The sequence below is a fragment of the Pseudomonas sp. EMN2 genome, assembly GCF_009650555.1.
GTDB classification, from domain to species: Bacteria; Pseudomonadota; Gammaproteobacteria; order Pseudomonadales; family Pseudomonadaceae; genus Aquipseudomonas; species Aquipseudomonas sichuanensis.
The window spans coordinates 1-15,233 of record NZ_VZZR01000004.1; the positions used below are offsets into that span (position 1 = coordinate 1).

The window sequence follows — 15,233 nt, forward strand, 5'->3', positions numbered from 1 at the left end:
CTGGCCGTGGCCACCAGCACCGGGGCCCGGCGCTCGCCGCTGATTGCGCGCTGGAACGACGCCTGGGCCTGGCTGCCGGTGCCGGCCATGGCGTTGGTGCTGATCGCGGTGATCGGGTCGCAGATTGGCGTGGTGGTGGAGCGACTGGATGAGTTGCTGCCGGTGTTGCCGGTGTATGTCGGCTTCGCCTTGCTGGCACCGCTGCTTGGGTGGGCGGCGGCGCGACTGCTGCGGTTATCCACAGGCGAGGCGCGGGCGGTGACCTTCAGTGCAGCGACGCGCAATTCGCTGGTGGTGTTGCCGTTGGCGTTGGCGTTGCCGGAACCGATCCGCGCGCTGGCGGCGGCGGCGGTGATTACCCAGACGCTGGTGGAGTTGGTCAGTGAGCTGGTTTATATCCGCGTGCTGCCGGCGTTGGTGCGGCGGTAGGGGCAACAACTTTGTTCAATTCGAGCTCGCTGGGGCCGCTTTGCGCCCCTTTCGCTGGCAAGCCAGCTCCCACAAGGATGAATGTGGGAGCCGGCTTGCCGGCGATAGGGGCGCGAAGCGGCCCCGGCAATGGTGACCCTTGAAGACTTGTCAGACCAGCCGCAGCCGCCACTGCCCGTAATGACTGAAGCGCACTCGGGCCAAGGGTGGTACATCAATGCGCTGAAAAGACGCCAACGGCGCCCCCAGCGCATGCAGCATCGCAGCACGGATCACAAAGGGATGGGTGATCGCAATCCACTCACCCTCGGCCAGGGCACTGTCCATCCACTGGGCCACCCGCTGGCACAGCGCGGCGATCGATTCGCCACCATGGGGTGCCACCTGCGGGTCGCTGAGCCACAACTGCAGCGCCTGCTCGTCCAATTGCTTGAGCGGCATGCCCTTCCAGCTACCCAGGTCGCAGTCGCGCAAGCCTTCATCGACTGTCGCGGCCAGCCCCTCGGCAGTCTGCCGGGCGCGTAGCTCGGGGGCACTCACGTATCGGGCTGTTGTGGATAACTCACCCAGCGGCCCAGGTGCGTCGCGCAGCGGCTCGTCATCCAGGGCAAAGCGCCCCACCCGCTGCGCTTCGGTGCGGGCGTGGCAGATCAAGGTCAGGTGGATGGGCTTCATGGCACGCCGTTCTGGTCGCAATGGAACGTGCGATGTTGCCTGAATGATCGCGGTGCTGCTACGCAGCGTACAGCCGGGTGGCTTCGGGCTGCTCAAGGGCTTTGGCCAGCACGGCTACTGCCTGGCACTTCTGCACCGCCAAGGCCAGCCCGCTGTTCAGTTCATCATCGCGTTGCAGCAGCGAACACGACGGCGCGACCCACAGCCGATCACCCAGGCGCTCGTGGGCATGGCGCAGTACATCCAGCGCCTGCTCCAGGTCGCAATGCCCAGCTTGGTGACCGTCGACCACGCCCAACGACAGCACCTTGTATGTCGGCAGGCGGTCGAGGAGAGTCTGGAGCTGGTCCGGGGCGCGCACCAGGTCGACGTGCAGGCCATCGACCGGCAGGTTGGCGGCCAGGCCGAGGTTGGCGTCCAGGCCGCCGAAGTAGGTGGCGATCAGCTTTTTCAGCGGGGCGCGCTGGAGGATGTTGTAGGTGCGCTCGTAGGCGTTCTTCCAATCCTGCGGCAGCTCCAGGGCAAGGATCGGCTCGTCGATCTGCACCCATTCCACACCCTGTGCCGCCAGGCGGTTCAAGACCTGGTCGTACAGCGGCAGCAGACGGTCGAGCAGGTCCAGCTTGTCGAATTGGTCGCCCTTGGCCTTGCCCAGCCACAGGTAGGTCAGCGGGCCGATCACTACTGGCTTGACCGCGTGGCCCAGAGCCTTGGCTTCTTCAACTTCCTCGAACAACTGCTCCCAGTTCAGGGCGAATTGCTGGTCGGCGGTGAATTCGGGGGCCAGGTAGTGCTGGTTGGTGTCAAACCACTGGGTCACGCCCTGGGCCCCGGCGTCTTGGGCTACGGCGAACAGAGTTTGCAGCGTCGGCTTGGCACCGTCCTTGGCCTTGAAGCGGTCGGGGATCACGCCGAAGGCCAGCGAGTGGGTCAGCACCTGGTCATGCCAGGCAAAGTCGCCGACCGGCAGCAGCTCGATACCGGCGGCCTGCTGAGCCTGCCAATGCGCGGCGCGCAGGCCACGGCCCACGGCACGCAGACCGGCCTCGTCCAGCTCGCCCTTGCAGAACGCCGCCTGGGCTTGCTTCAGCTCAGGGTCGCGGCCGATGCAGGGGAAACCCAGGTTGTGTGCCAGTGCCATGTTCGTGTTCCTAGATGCTTGAAATTGAATGAGGGCATTCTGCTGGGGCTGAAGAAGTGAGACAAACTCATAAAATTTGAGATGAAATCAAGATTTGCTCATGATCCTGTGCCACGCCCGACCATGATGGCCCTATCGCTGGCAAGCCAGCTCCCACAGGGTCGGCCAGGCCCCTGTGGGAGCCGGCTTGCCGGCGATGAGGCCATCGGGATCAACCGCGAATGTCTCAATCAACACACTCCCCCGCGCAACCAGACATGCCCCACGCACCAATCTGCTTCACACTGCCATCCTGCCCAAACCCGGTAGCCACCATGAGCCTGCTGAAAACGACCCTGGACGCCAAAGCCTTCGCCTGCATCCTCGAGTTCGTCCCCAAGCCCTCCGCCGAGCGTTTCGCCACGCTGGACACCCTCATGGCCCGCACCCAGTTGTGCGGCTGGCCGCTGACCGTGGCCATCGGCGACCGCGTCGGCAGTGCCCTGGACATGTCGCCGCTGGACGCCTTCGCCAGCCTGGCCGAACCCGTCCCCGCCCTGCTGCACTTCTCTGGCAAAGACCGCGAACGCCGCGACCTGCTCGCCCAATTGCAACGCATGGACGTCGCCGGCCTCGACCAGTTGCTGGTGCTGACCGGCGACCGCCTGCCCGGCCACAACCCGGGCGAACGCCCGGTGCGCTACCTCGAATCCGTCGCCGCGTTGCAGATCGTGCGCCAGGTCCGGCCGCACTGGCTGCTGGCTGCCGCGCTCAACCCGTTCAAGTACCAGGAAGCCGAGGGCGGCGCGCAGTATTTCAAGGCCGAGAAAAAACTGGCCGCAGGGGCTGACCTGTTCATCCTGCAGCTGGGTTTCGACATCGAGAAACACCAGGAAGCCTACGACTGGATGCAGCGCCAGCCCCGGCCGAAACCGCTGATGGCCTGCATCATGGCGCTGACCGAAGGCCGCGCCGGCATGCTCGAGCACGTCGCCGGGGTGACCGTTACGCCGTCGATGCGCGCCTTGCTGGCGGCAGAAACCGCGGTGTCCAGGCAGTACGCCAAGGACCGCGCCAACCAGCGCCTGGCCTTGCAAGTGATTGGCCTGAAGTTGATGGGCTATGCCGGCGTGCACCTGTCTGGCATCCATGATGTCGCCCAGTTCGAAGCGCTGGAGCAGGCCATCAGTGAACTGCAACCGCTGTTCACGACGCTCCAGGATTGGACGCCCGCCTGGCATGCGGCCTGGCAGGAGCCTGGCTTGCCCGCAGTCACCTTCCACCCGCCCGGGCATGCCTGGCGCCTCGGGCAACGGCAGATCAGCGCATCGACAAAAGAGAAGGCCCGCTACCACCTGCTGGCAGCGATGCACCACCAACTGTTCAGCCGCACCACGCCGTTGAGCAAAGCCTTCGGCTGGGCCGTGACCCGGCCGCTATGGCGCAACCCGGCGGCAGCGCAATGGCTGCATCAGCTGGAACGGCGCATCAAACGCCCGATGGTGGGCTGCGATACCTGCGGCAGTTGCCGGCTGGAGGACACGCTGTACATCTGCCCCGAGACCTGCCCCAAAGGGCTGGCGAACGGGCCTTGCGGCGGGACCAGCCTGGACCGCTGCGAGTTTGGCGACCGGGAGTGCGTGCACAGCGCCAAGTACCGGCTGGCGGTGGGTGTGGGGCGGGCCGAGGTGTTGCGTGAGCGGTTGATCCCTTGTGTGCAGGTGGAGAACCGGCAGCGCAGTTCGTGGCCGGTTTGGTTCGAGGCTGATGCTTTGCAAACGCACTCCTTGCGACCCGATACGACTCCAGAGTTCAACGAATAACGGGCCTTTGCGCCAGCCCCTTACTTGCAGGCAGCATTGGCTCACTGTACAGACGCAAGGCGGTCGAGCGATTGAGCGAATGACTCAAGCCGCTGAACCCGGATCGATATCAGCACACGATACGTACCTGTAAACCTGTTTTTTAGCTGTAAACCATCGGCACTTACAGCTCAAAAAAACACTTAACAGGATCGCCCTAGCTTCAGGCCAACTCAGCGGCATCCAGCGCCGTAGGGATCTCGCGCCCCGTCCACTCCCCTCCCCGCCTTGAAGCGAGCAACAGCCGATTGCCAGCACCTGAAGCAGCCGCGACACACCGCCCCTGATCATCCCAGAACGCGCTACGCCCAGCCGCAGCCCAGCCTCCAGTACTGCCGCCGTGGTTGGCCATGAGCACCGCCATGGCATGCTGCTGTGCATAACTTTGCAACAAGGCGCTATCCGCTGGATAACCCGTTTCGCCAATGAGCACGCCGGTCGCATACACCTGCGCGCCGCGCTGTGCCGCATGGGCGGCATGCTCGGGGTGGGTGAAATCGGCGCACACCGACAAGGCCACGGACACACCGGCGACAGACAGCAACTCGCCCCCGCTCCCCGCGCCGAAGAACACGTCCTCGCCGGTATGCAGATGTTGCTTGGTATAGGCAGTAATCGAGCCATTCGGGTGGAGGATGCACGCTGCGATGCGAGGCTTGTCCTGGCACGGCACCCTGAGCGGCATGCCGACCACTGCGGTCATGCCCGCCTCTTGGGCGAACCGGCGTAGCGGTGCCAGCAGTGGCGTGTCCAGATGCTGGGCCAGGGCACTGGCCGTCTTGAGTGCGTAGCCGGTGAGGGACAGCTCGGGGAAGAGCAGCAGCGTTACGCCGTGCTCATGGGCTTGGCGCATGAACGCCAGGTGCAAGGCCAGGTTGGCGGTGACATCGCCATCGCGTATGGCGCATTGGGCTGCGGCGAAAATGGCTTCCTGCATGGGGCGTCTCCTGACAAGGTAGGCAGACTCTGCGCAAGCGTTATCCAGAAGACAACCCCTGCCTCGTAAACCCGCCTCTAACGATAAAAATCATTCAGCCGCTGATGGGCAATCGACCAAGGCAGCCGTCGTGCATTTGCCCGCATCCGACGATAAGCCTCATGGGCCTGATCGACAGTAATGACATTGTTTCGAACAAGCTCCTCAACTACCCAGAGTGTGCCTTTCACCTCGACAGCTTCCTGCACGGCCGCTTTGCGCAGCGCTTCGTCCCCGGATAACAGCGGACACTTTTCCTGCCTTGCCAGCGCCAACGCGAAGCAGTCGTAGCGGCCAGGCCCCCTGACTCGTCCTATCAGCTCCATGGCATACAGCAGGGTGGATGGGCTCAGCTCAGCCAGCTCAAGCCCCATGCGCAACAGATGCGCATGCTGCGCTTCGAGCTCATCGAAATAGAGGATGTCCGGCACTGTGAACTGGTAAGGCAGCGTGAAGAGTTGGGCGAGTAGCTCGCCCTCTTCAAGGTCGATCAGGATGTTGGCATCACTGATGAGCAGCTGCATCCAGTAACTCCAGTTTGCGCGCCTGGTGGAACTGGTAGACCGTCATGCCCAGCAGCTCCGCCGCCTTGGACTCGCCGAGAATCCCCTCCCCCAGCGCGCGGTAGACCAGTTGCTGGAACAGCCGCGTGGTTTCTGGCCGGTACGCCGCACCAGGCTCCTGCTTGCGCCAGCCCTGTTTGGCGAACACCAGGAACAACCGCTCGCGGACGGCGTGCGGGATGATCTCCAGGTCCCCAGCGCGATACAGGCAACCCTGCATGCTGAGGCCATATTCAGCCTTGAGCAGGTACAACTCGCGAACCTCCAGCATGTGGCGGGTATCGCCCAGATGCTGCCGCATGGCGCTGGCGGGCACCAGCAATGCCGAGGCAAAACGGTTACAGGCCTTTTCCTCATTCAGCGCTTCGGCCAACCGACCGTGCATCAGCAGGTGGCCAAGTTCGTGGGCCAGGGTGAAGCGCTGACGATCGCCCGGCCAGTCCGCCGACACCACAATGACCGGCTGCCCCGCCACACTAGCCTGCAAACCGTCGAATTTCGCCTGTGCATCGACCTGGGTGATGATCACCAGAATCCCGTGGGTCTCCAGCACGTCGATCAAGTCTGGAATGGGACTTGAACCGAGGCCCCACAGTTGCCGCACCTGATCGGCCAGGCTGTCGACCGCCTGCAGCGAGGCAACCTCATCAGGCAGGCCCGCTGGCACGCTGAACGGCTGCACGGGATAGGCCGGCCACAGGTTGATCAGCTCTTGCCAACGCTCCGCCTGATCCAGCACATCAGCCTCGATGCGCTTCAGGACTGCCTTTGGGGTGTTGCAACGCTTGCGGTACTCGACCTCCGCCAGCTCGACCTTGGCCGGGCGGAAGAAATACTCGGCGCGCACCGACAGCGCCTTGCACAAACGCACGAGCACGCCGGAGCTGGGCATGCTCTGGTCATGTTCGTACTTTTTGATCATGTTGGCGCTCACGCCCACCTGATCGCCCAGCGCCTGCATCGACAGGCCAGCAGCAGCGCGGGCACGTTTGAGCCGCTCGCCGATCATCGGCTGTCTCCCTCGGTTTACGAAAATAGTAAATATTAGAGAAATATAAACCCGACAAGCCTGACCGTCGAGGCATTGGCGACGGCCGTGCTGGCCGCAGCCTGGGATCGCGCAATCGGCCGCTGATTCATATGCACCTGCAAAGCCTGTATAAAGCGCCCGCGACCTGCGCTCCCGACGTCTGCAAAAAGGAACCCTCTCCATGCTTCGGCTCTCGATGCCAGCCCTGCTCCTGGCGCTTGCCGGCTGTGCCACCAAGCCGCCCGCCAACCCCGAAAACCTCTGCGAGATCTTCCGCGAGAAGCCGAAATGGCACGAGGCGGCGCTGAAGATGCAGGCCCGCTGGGGTGCGCCGGTGCAGGTGCCGATGGCGATGATGTACCAGGAATCCTCGTTCAAGCACGACGCCCTGCCGCCGCGCTATTACTTCCTCGGCATCATCCCCTGGGGCCGGGTCAGCACCGCCTACGGCTACGCCCAGGCCAAGGACGAGACCTGGGCCGACTACAAGCGCGAAGCCGGCGGCTGGGGTGCCGCCCGCGACGACTTCGCCGACGCCCTCGACTTCATGGGCTGGTACATGCAGAAGAGCCAGCGGGTGAATGGCGTGTCCAAGTGGGACGCCTATGGCCAGTACCTGAATTACCACGAAGGCTGGGGCGGGTACCGCAACCGCAGCTTTGACGCCAAGCCGTGGTTGATGAACGTTTCGCAGAAGGTTCAGGCGCGGGCGGAGGTGTTTGGGGCGCAGTATCGGAGCTGTGAGCAGGAGCTTTCGCGGGGTGGGTGGTTTTGATGGGACCGGCCGATAGAGGCCACGCGAGAGGGCCGCAAAGCGGCCCCTGTGGCGCATAGCGTCAGGCGTTTATATCCCCCTCTACTCTCATCGCCTCCAGCTTGCCGACCTGCTCGCTGGCCAGCCGGCTGATGATCCGGATTGCCTGGTGGATGCCCGCCGTGTTGCGGAAGCTCAGTTGCGGGTTGTGTTCGCACTCCAGCATTTCGTCGTGCTGGACCAGGGCTTCGCCTAGCAGTTCGAGGGTCCAGGCGTAGCTTTGGATGGTGGACAGGCGTTCGTGGTCAGTCATGGGGCACCTCACGGTTGGCGAGGGACTGGCTGTCGATCAAGTAGAAGGTTGGGGATGGGGTGGCCGCGGGGGTTGGGCGGCGGAGAGCGGATGCGAGGATCCTGTACAGATTTGCGATGAGCATGCATGAGGTCCTTTTCGATTGAAGCACCACACCATCGTCGCCAAACGAATAGGGTGGCAGCTGTACGCAGGTTGGCGAACCGAGGAAAAGGAACCCGGCAGACCCGAAGGTCTCCCACGCACAGCCGCCATTACACGAAACTGCGGGCACAAAAAAAGCGCCTGCAATCGTGGTCGGGGCGCCGTTGCGCCTTTATCGGTCGGGTCGCCAAACCCGGTCGCGGAATTGGCCGCGACGGAGGGAATTTATTCCTTGAGGGCTGCTTATGCAAGCTCAGGATGCCTGGGAAAAGGCAAGGGATGTCGCGTGAAATTACCTACACCACAGGTATGAGAGACTCCAAGTTAAGTTGAAACCACCACGCACTGTCGCCAAACAATGGGTGGCCGCTGTACGCAGGTTGGCGAACCGGGAACTTGGAACCCGGCAGACCAGATGGTCTCCTGCGTACAGCAGCCATGTCACGGCAGATGCGTACAGGTTAGCTACATAGCATGGACCTGTAGCTGCCTTTCGTAGGCGCGCCTTCAGCCGCGAACACCGGCTACGCCGGTGCCATCCACCACGGTGAATGTTTCGCGAGTGGACCCGCCCCCACAAAACGCCGCCAATAAGTTTGCCGGCGCATCAGCCAGTTAGAACCTTGCCCGCAGCGCCAGGTTGAAATTGCGCGGCTCGCCATAGAAGTTCCAGTAGTTGGGGTTGCCCAAGGTCTGGTAATACTTCTTGTTGAACACGTTATCCAGGTTGTACTGCACTTCGAGGTTCTTGTTGATCTCGTAGATCGCATGCAGGTTGGTCAGGTGGTAGGCGTCCTGCTGGATCTTGTAGTCTTCGCCGACTTCGGTCTGGGTCATCTTGCTTTGTGCATAGAAGCTGCCACCCACACGCAGCTGATTGAGCGCGCCCGGCAGGCGGTAGTCGGTCGCAACCTTGAACAGGTGGCGGGGCGAGGCGCCGTTGAAGTCTTCGCCTTTCTGCTCACCACCGATGTATTTGGACTGGGTATAGGTGTACCCCGCCGACACGTTCCAGTCCGGCAGCACCTCACCGGTCAGCTCCAGCTCGATGCCTTTGTTGCGCACCTTGTCGGATGCACGGTAACAGGCAAAGGTCTGCGCACAGGTCACCCGTTCGGCACGGCCTGACTGGTCGGCCTGGAACAGCGCAATGGAGGTTTGCAGGCGCTTGTCCAGGAACTCGCCCTTCAAACCGATTTCGTAGTTGGTGCCGGTCATCGGCAGGAGCGTGTTGCCATCTGGGTCCTGCGAACTCTGCGGCTTGAAGATTTCAGTGTAGCTGGCGTAGGCCGACCAGTTTTCGTTCAGGTCCTGCACCAGGCCGGCATAGGGGGTGACTTCGCCACTCTTGGAGAAGTGCTTATGGTCTTTGGGCTCACGCACGCCATTGGTGTCGTCCAGCGCATCGTGGCTGTACCAGCTCCAGCGGCTGCCGAGGATGAGCGTGGTGCTGTCGGTAAGGCTGAACCGGCTGGCCGCATACACGCCCTTCTGCTCCTGGGTGCGGTTGTATTGCCACTGGTTGACGTTGAGGGCGGTCGGGCTGGGCGGGTCGAACGCGGCCAGGTTGTTCATGTCGACGATGTAGCGGTATGTGGCATCGCGCCCGCCGTGATAGTCGAAGTCGTCCTTGTTCCAGTTGCCGCCAACAATCAGCTCATGCTGGCGGCCCAGCAGCTGGAACGGGCCGGTGAAGTAGCCGTCGATGCTGGTCTGGGTGTCATCGAAGTGAAAATGACGCGGGTTGAGGGTGAACAGGTCGGTGCCACCACCTGGGAAGGTGTAGTTGCCCAGGAAGTCCGACTTGGCCCACATCTGGTTCACCGCCACCACACCCTTCCAGCCGTTGGCGAAGGTGTGCTGGATATCGGCAAACACGGTGGTATTGCGCTTGTCCAGGTGGTTCCAGTCGCCGGTCAGCGAGGTAGAACGCGAAATGGGGTAGAACGCGCCGCTCTCCTGGCTGGGCAGGCCCGACCAGTCATAGCCCGAGTTGCGGTCCTTCTGGTAGGTGAAACCGAAGGTGGCCAGGGTCGACTCATCCAGGTCGGCTTCGAGAATGCCGTAGAACAGCTGGTTTTCCTTCTGGGCCGTGTCCAGGTAGCTGTTGGCATTGTTGTAGGTAATGACCGAACGGCCGCGCAGGGTACCTGCTTCGTTCAGCGGCGCAGACAGGTCGACCATGGTCTTGTAATCGTCCCACGAGCCGACCGACGTCTCGATCAACGCCTGGCGCTCGGCCGTGGGCCGCTTGCGAATCAGGTTGATGGACGCCGACGGGTTACCCGCGCCTTCCATCAGCCCGGTGGCGCCGCGCACCACTTCCACGCGGTCGTAGATGTCGGTGTTGGGCTTGGAGATGGTGTCCATCGAGTACGGGTTGCCGATGTTGGTCGGCACGCCATCAATCTGCAGGTTTTCGACTGTCTGCCCGCGGGCCTGGTACAGCGAGCGCTCGCCGCCGTTCTTGATGATGGTGACGCCAGTGGCATTGCGCATCACGTCATCGAGGTTTTGCATGTTCTGGTCATCCATGCGTTGGCGGGTGACCACGGTGACCGACTGCGGCGTTTCGCGCAGGCTCATGGGTAGCTTTGTGGCGGTGGACGAACGGCCCGTGGCGTAAGCCCCCGTGCCCTCTGTCACATCGCCCAGGCCCTGACCGGAGATGGTGGTGCTGCCCAGGGTCACTACACCCGCTGAGTCCTCGGCCTGACGCACCAACTGGAATTCCCGCTCGCCGGTGCGCACCGCTTGCACACCAGTGCCTGCCAGTATCTGCGCAAGCGCCTGCTCCACGCTGGTAGCGCGCACCGCCTGACTCTGCTTGTTGGCGGTGAGCGTAGCATCACCGCCAATCAACAACCCGGCCTGGCTAGCCAGCAGGTTCAGTTGCCGCGCCAGCGGCCCGGCCGGAATGTCATACACCACCCCTTGTGCCGCTGCGCCGTTGCTGTCGGCCTGGGCGGTAGCAGTGTGGCAGCCAAGGGCAAGGAAGATGGCCAGCGCCAGCGGGTGACGGCGCGAGGAAGCAGAGTCGCGAAGCAGCATGAAGGGGTCCTTGCGGAAGTAGGATGAAGTAGCGTCATCCCACCAAGCGCATGAGCACCTCAAAACCAGAAAAAGAATTTTGTCTTATTTCAGTTCGCCTCGACGGAGACCCACCAAGGCAAGGTGCGCACTACCCGAATGGGCAACGCACGCTCAAGCATTGCCAGGGTTCGGTCCGTGTCCAGCAACGGGAAGGTACCTACCGCGCGCAAGCTGTTCAGCGAAGGGTCGATGCCCAGGTGGCCATGGCGGTAGTCGCGCAGAACGTCGATCACCTGGCCCAACGGCATGTCTTCTGCAACCAGCACTCCACGGCTCCAGTCCTGGCGCAAGGCTTGTGCAGCCGTGGATGTGCTGGCCTGCTGCGCATCGAACACCAGCATTTGCCCGGCGCCCAGTGTGGTTTGCAAACCACTGTTGGAACAGGTTGCCTGCACGGCGCCCTCGAACACGCTCAAGGTCGTTTGCAAGCCCTGATCCCGCACGCTGAAGCGCGTGCCAAGCGGTTGCATGCGGCCTGCCCGCGTCGCCACGGCCAGGGGCCGAGGGTCTTTGCCGGTTTGAATCAGGATTTCACCGTGATACAGGCGCAGCTGCCGCACGCCCTCATCAAACTGCACATCCAGCGCTGTTTCGCCGTTCAGCCACAGCTGGCTGCCATCGGCCAAGGTGAGCGGCCGCACCTCGCCCAAGCCGGTGCGGTAGGTGGCAAACCAGGCCCGTGGCGAGTCCACCCAACCTCGCTGCCAGCCGCCCCACCCCAACAGCCCTGCTGCACCCGCCACGCAGAGGCTGCCAAGCACGGCACGGCGCGATTGCTGGCCTCGGCGGACGCTGTCGAACACCTGTCGCGCCTGCTCTGTTTGGCCGTCGAGGGTACCGAAACGCTGGTTGATGTTTTCTACATAGGACCAGGCCAGGCGGTGGCGCGCATCTTCGTTCAGCCAGGCACGCCATTGCGCGTTGGCAGCGGGGTCATGCTGCGCTGCGTACAGCCGCGCAAACCATCCGGCAGCCGCTTGCAGCACGGCATGGTCCAGTTGTGCCCTGCTCATGTCAGCGCGTCATCCAACTGCACTTCCAGCAGCAAGCACTGGTACATCGCCTGGGCCAGGTAGGTGTTCACGCTACGCTCGCTCACGCCCAGTTGCTCGGCGATCTCGCGTTGCTTCATGCCATGCAGCTGCGCCATGAAAAACGCCTCGGCCACCCGCTTGGGCATGCGTTCGAACATCGCCTGCAATTGCCCCAGCGTTTCGAGGATGACGGCCTGATGCTCCAGCGATGGCACCAGATGCTCTGGCTGGGCTGCCAGCACTTCCAGGTAGGCCTGTTCCACCCGTCGCCGCCGCCAGAAATCCATACAGGCATTGCGCGACATGCGCCCCAGGTACGCACGGGCATGCTCGTGGTCATTGAAGGCGTGGGGTTTGGTCAGCAACCGCACGAACACATCCTGCGCCAGCTCCGCTGCATCATGGGCATTACCGAGCTTGCGCTGTAGCCACTGGCGGATCCAGCCGTGGTGGGCACGGTAGAGTGCCTCCAGTTCGAAACCCGGGGCTGGAGCACTGGGAGGGGCATTCATGGGGGGACGCCATTATGCTAATAGGAATTATTAGCAATGGTAGCTTGGATGAATGGCCGTGGGCAATTGGGGCGAAGGGCTGCGGACCGGGTGTTTGTCTTGCATTTTTCAGGAGGGTTCACAGGCTAGGCCAGCGCCGTACACCGCGTTGTATTCTTCGAGGGCAAGCCCGTTCCCACGATGGTATGCGGTGACTCTGTAAAAATTTATCCTCACATGGGTGTTGGGTCAAAAGTCTGGGGAATCGCCTCCAGCCTGATGAAGTGTTCAATTTGTTGGCTTGCTACCCATCAACGAGACAGACAGAAACAGCAAAGCCCGCACTAGGCGGGCTTTGTTGGGCGTTTCGTAGACAGTCATAGACTTCTGGAAACTGGTCTCTGGTGCGGATACAGACGGACGGTTGTTGGCCGTGAGGGCCCGGTTTCCGCGGCGCTGGAGTTTGGTGGAATTTTTGATGTACCTCATAGCGTATCTATAAATAATTCAGATAGTTATGGCTTTATGTGGAATCGAATCGGGTATTTTTAGGCTCCTCTGCTTGCAGCCCTGCGAGGGATTGGATGGTGGTGCCGAAATGAAGTTTCTCTGGGGCGACAGTAAGAACTTCTGCTGGCTTATTGCAGCAACCAGATAATAATCATAGTCATTCATTGCAAGAAGGAGTTCTATTCATCGGCATCAAATACAGCTGGAGAGGCACCGCATTTATTATACCAACACTCCGGCATATCAAATTTACCCTCCCACCAAAAACCCGAAGTAGAAACCATAGTGCAAAAATAACAAGAAATCCCACCATAGAAGCCATTTATTAAGCTTATAAAATCCAGTTGATTTCAGACCGAATTAAATACCTCTGCTACATACATTAAAAACAGTCGCAAACCCCAAACACTCACTTTCACACACTTAACACTTCCTCCTGTCGCCTGTAACAGCCACACCAATTTTTTCCAGACCAGAAAAAGTAACGCACTTGCTACACAGAGCTTCAAGCCAAATAAAAAACATGCTATGGTAGCGCATAGCCACAACACCAATCTAATGAAAAGGATGCGCAATGGCTAACTTATACGGGTCTGACGAGCACGGAAAAGTATTCGATTTAACATTCGACGAACTTGGAGAAAATTTTCTAAGCGGGATAATATTTACGAAAATTGACACAGACTGCAAAGTAGAAACAACTGAGATAGAAGTAAGTCTAAGCGACATTTTTTACTTTGACATAATGGAAGACCCTCAAGAAAAACATGAAGTATCCATACCTTCAAAAACTGGAATAAATCTAGACATCGAAAAACTTGCACACATTATGTTTGGCTTGGACGCACCCACAGTCGAATACAAGAATGTAAGCTATGAGAAATATTTCGGCGAATGGCTCCATCTGAAGCTTGGATATCTCAGGGACGGTGATAACTGCGGAACCAAACCTATAATTGACTCATTCGACAGCGTGAAAAAAGATAACACCGGAGTCCCCATATACACCATTAAACTCACAAAACAGAAGTTCCTCGAAAACTTTAAGCACAATATCCTTCGAGAAATATATTTTGGCGAAGATACTTATACAAAAGCAATAAAATCCTTAGAGTCTTCCGCACCAGCAATATCTGTCGATAAGCAACTAGGGTACTTGAGACACTATTTAGATTCTCGAACTGAAAACACAGGAGAAACACAATTCAGCTTCCTTCTAAGCCAATTCAACTTTCGCCGCGTTATGTTCCCAATCCCAATGCCAGACGGGAAATTTGGAATGATGCCCTCACCTCTTTCATCCGGAGCAAAAGTTAAGGCCTCCCTGCCTATTTTACTCGCCATCCAGGGCGAGCTAGACATCCAGCAAATTAAAATTAAATCTAAAATCAATAACCTGCAACAGGTTGATATCCAGTATTCAATACATAAACCCGCCGTTAAGAATACATTCGGAGCTGGATTTTGTTCATTACCCAGCAACACTCGAGAGCGCATGAGCGCAGTAGAAATCGCTAGCTACGAAAGGGTTTCCAAGGCCCTTCAAGCCAATTACTGCTTCCATGACCACTACCCTCTAGAGAAAGATTTTGTTGAGTTAGCCAGCTGGACTCTTAAGCAAGTATCATATTGCCTTGAGGAGCCCTCATATCTAAAAAACAAAGCCATTACCTGGATTAATGATAACAGAGACAAGAACTATAAAAACATGGAGGACGACTTCTTCCTTCCATTTCTTTATGAAAGACTTAGAGAACGCTTCGGCAAAGTTATCCAAAAAAAACCTGAACGCTTTGGCGGCAACGTCGATGTCATTTTTGGAGAAATCCCCATTGAACTAAAAGTTCGGAGAGGCTATAAAGAAGCACTAATCGACCAAATCGTCGATGAAAAATACAAACCCACAAGTCAGGCAGCTGCTTATGCAGCAATCACCCGTCTCGGCTGCGTTATGGTCCTAGACTTACCTACTAGCGAACCAGCAGTCACTAATATATCTGCATGCATTAAAGTAGTCACTAAAAAATTTCCTGAGGCCGACCTACCCACCTCAATAGTAGTCTTTGTATTCCAGTGTAACACTCCCAAACCCAGCAGCGCTTCCTGAACCCAACTGCATGCACAGATGTAATCCAGGCCTAACTAGCCCCCAGACTTAATTCACGACGAAAAATTAAAAAATGGGACGTATTTATTTTTCAATCCATATCCGCGGCAAAATGAAATAAATAAATCCGTC

11 protein-coding genes and 2 pseudogenes are annotated in these 15,233 nt (G+C 59.5%); 4 read left to right on the forward strand and 9 right to left on the reverse strand.

Translation table 11 applies throughout. The features are described 5' to 3' along the window. Nucleotides 1-429, forward strand: a pseudogene (locus F6X61_RS26875) (arsenic resistance protein); the annotation flags it as partial. Nucleotides 430-579: 150 nt separating this feature from the next. Here F6X61_RS26875 and F6X61_RS00825 read toward each other — a convergent pair. Together F6X61_RS00825 and F6X61_RS00830 are read right to left on the reverse strand one after the other, a co-directional pair. Then, nucleotides 580-1,104, reverse strand: coding sequence for a histidine phosphatase family protein (locus F6X61_RS00825; RefSeq protein ID WP_153784958.1), 525 nt, complete (start codon nucleotides 1,102-1,104; stop codon nucleotides 580-582). A 61-nt stretch (nucleotides 1,105-1,165) separates the two neighbouring features. After that, nucleotides 1,166-2,245: pseudogene (locus F6X61_RS00830) on the reverse strand (5-methyltetrahydropteroyltriglutamate--homocysteine S-methyltransferase); the annotation flags it as partial. 314 nt (nucleotides 2,246-2,559) lie between these two features. Between F6X61_RS00830 and F6X61_RS00835 the strand changes: the two are divergent. Then, on the forward strand, nucleotides 2,560-4,047 hold the full coding sequence (locus tag F6X61_RS00835; protein WP_153784959.1) for a methylenetetrahydrofolate reductase C-terminal domain-containing protein: 1,488 nt from the start codon (nucleotides 2,560-2,562) through the stop codon (nucleotides 4,045-4,047). A 202-nt stretch (nucleotides 4,048-4,249) separates the two neighbouring features. Here F6X61_RS00835 and F6X61_RS00840 read toward each other — a convergent pair whose 3' ends face one another. The 3 genes from F6X61_RS00840 to F6X61_RS00850 form a co-directional block, all read right to left on the reverse strand. After that, nucleotides 4,250-5,023 carry a carbon-nitrogen hydrolase family protein gene (locus F6X61_RS00840; protein ID WP_153784960.1) on the reverse strand — a complete coding sequence of 258 codons (774 nt, stop codon included), beginning with the start codon at nucleotides 5,021-5,023 and terminating at the stop codon, nucleotides 4,250-4,252. A 77-nt stretch (nucleotides 5,024-5,100) separates the two neighbouring features. After that, nucleotides 5,101-5,586, reverse strand: coding sequence for a PIN domain-containing protein (locus F6X61_RS00845; RefSeq protein ID WP_153784961.1), 486 nt, complete (start codon nucleotides 5,584-5,586; stop codon nucleotides 5,101-5,103). Then, a complete protein-coding gene (locus F6X61_RS00850) occupies nucleotides 5,567-6,634 on the reverse strand; it encodes an ImmA/IrrE family metallo-endopeptidase (protein ID WP_153784962.1) in 1,068 nt (355 codons plus the stop codon). The genes F6X61_RS00845 and F6X61_RS00850 overlap by 20 nt, the downstream gene beginning before the upstream one ends. 202 nt (nucleotides 6,635-6,836) lie before the next feature. Between F6X61_RS00850 and F6X61_RS00855 the strand changes: the two genes are divergently transcribed. Then, entirely contained in the window at nucleotides 6,837-7,430 is a 594-nt protein-coding gene (locus F6X61_RS00855; protein ID WP_153784963.1) for a hypothetical protein, read from the forward strand. 61 nt (nucleotides 7,431-7,491) lie between these two features. On the opposite strand, the gene F6X61_RS00860 is transcribed toward F6X61_RS00855, so the two are convergent. The 4 genes from F6X61_RS00860 to F6X61_RS00875 all read right to left on the reverse strand — a co-directional run bounded on the left by F6X61_RS00860 (nucleotide 7,492) and on the right by F6X61_RS00875 (nucleotide 12,505). Then, complete coding sequence (locus F6X61_RS00860) at nucleotides 7,492-7,722, reverse strand: hypothetical protein (RefSeq protein WP_153784964.1); 231 nt, start codon at nucleotides 7,720-7,722, stop codon at nucleotides 7,492-7,494. 759 nt (nucleotides 7,723-8,481) lie between these two features. Further along, entirely contained in the window at nucleotides 8,482-10,917 is a 2,436-nt protein-coding gene (locus F6X61_RS00865; protein ID WP_153784965.1) for a TonB-dependent receptor, read from the reverse strand. Nucleotides 10,918-11,006: 89 nt separating this feature from the next. Continuing rightward, nucleotides 11,007-11,972, reverse strand: coding sequence for a FecR domain-containing protein (locus F6X61_RS00870; protein ID WP_153784966.1), 966 nt, complete (start codon nucleotides 11,970-11,972; stop codon nucleotides 11,007-11,009). Then, complete coding sequence (locus tag F6X61_RS00875; RefSeq protein WP_153784967.1) at nucleotides 11,969-12,505, reverse strand: sigma-70 family RNA polymerase sigma factor; 537 nt, start codon at nucleotides 12,503-12,505, stop codon at nucleotides 11,969-11,971. Before F6X61_RS00875 ends, F6X61_RS00870 begins: the two co-directional genes overlap by 4 nt. Nucleotides 12,506-13,568: 1,063 nt before the next feature. On the opposite strand from F6X61_RS00875, the gene F6X61_RS00880 reads away from it, so the two are divergent. Beyond that, entirely contained in the window at nucleotides 13,569-15,101 is a 1,533-nt protein-coding gene (locus F6X61_RS00880) for a hypothetical protein (protein ID WP_153784968.1), read from the forward strand. Nucleotides 15,102-15,233: the final 132 nt, after the last annotated feature.

Coding starts and splice junctions, on each gene's coding strand:
- F6X61_RS00840 (WP_153784960.1), bottom strand. CDS start 5,023: ATGCAGGAAGCCATTTTCGCCGCAGCCCAATGCGCCATACGCGATGGC.
- F6X61_RS00845 (WP_153784961.1), bottom strand. CDS start 5,586: ATGCAGCTGCTCATCAGTGATGCCAACATCCTGATCGACCTTGAAGAG.
- F6X61_RS00865 (WP_153784965.1), bottom strand. CDS start 10,917: ATGCTGCTTCGCGACTCTGCTTCCTCGCGCCGTCACCCGCTGGCGCTG.
- F6X61_RS00870 (WP_153784966.1), bottom strand. CDS start 11,972: ATGAGCAGGGCACAACTGGACCATGCCGTGCTGCAAGCGGCTGCCGGA.
- F6X61_RS00850 (WP_153784962.1), bottom strand. CDS start 6,634: ATGATCGGCGAGCGGCTCAAACGTGCCCGCGCTGCTGCTGGCCTGTCG.
- F6X61_RS00825 (WP_153784958.1), bottom strand. CDS start 1,104: ATGAAGCCCATCCACCTGACCTTGATCTGCCACGCCCGCACCGAAGCG.
- F6X61_RS00855 (WP_153784963.1), top strand. CDS start 6,837: ATGCTTCGGCTCTCGATGCCAGCCCTGCTCCTGGCGCTTGCCGGCTGT.
- F6X61_RS00880 (WP_153784968.1), top strand. CDS start 13,569: ATGGCTAACTTATACGGGTCTGACGAGCACGGAAAAGTATTCGATTTA.
- F6X61_RS00835 (WP_153784959.1), top strand. CDS start 2,560: ATGAGCCTGCTGAAAACGACCCTGGACGCCAAAGCCTTCGCCTGCATC.
- F6X61_RS00875 (WP_153784967.1), bottom strand. CDS start 12,505: ATGAATGCCCCTCCCAGTGCTCCAGCCCCGGGTTTCGAACTGGAGGCA.
- F6X61_RS00860 (WP_153784964.1), bottom strand. CDS start 7,722: ATGACTGACCACGAACGCCTGTCCACCATCCAAAGCTACGCCTGGACC.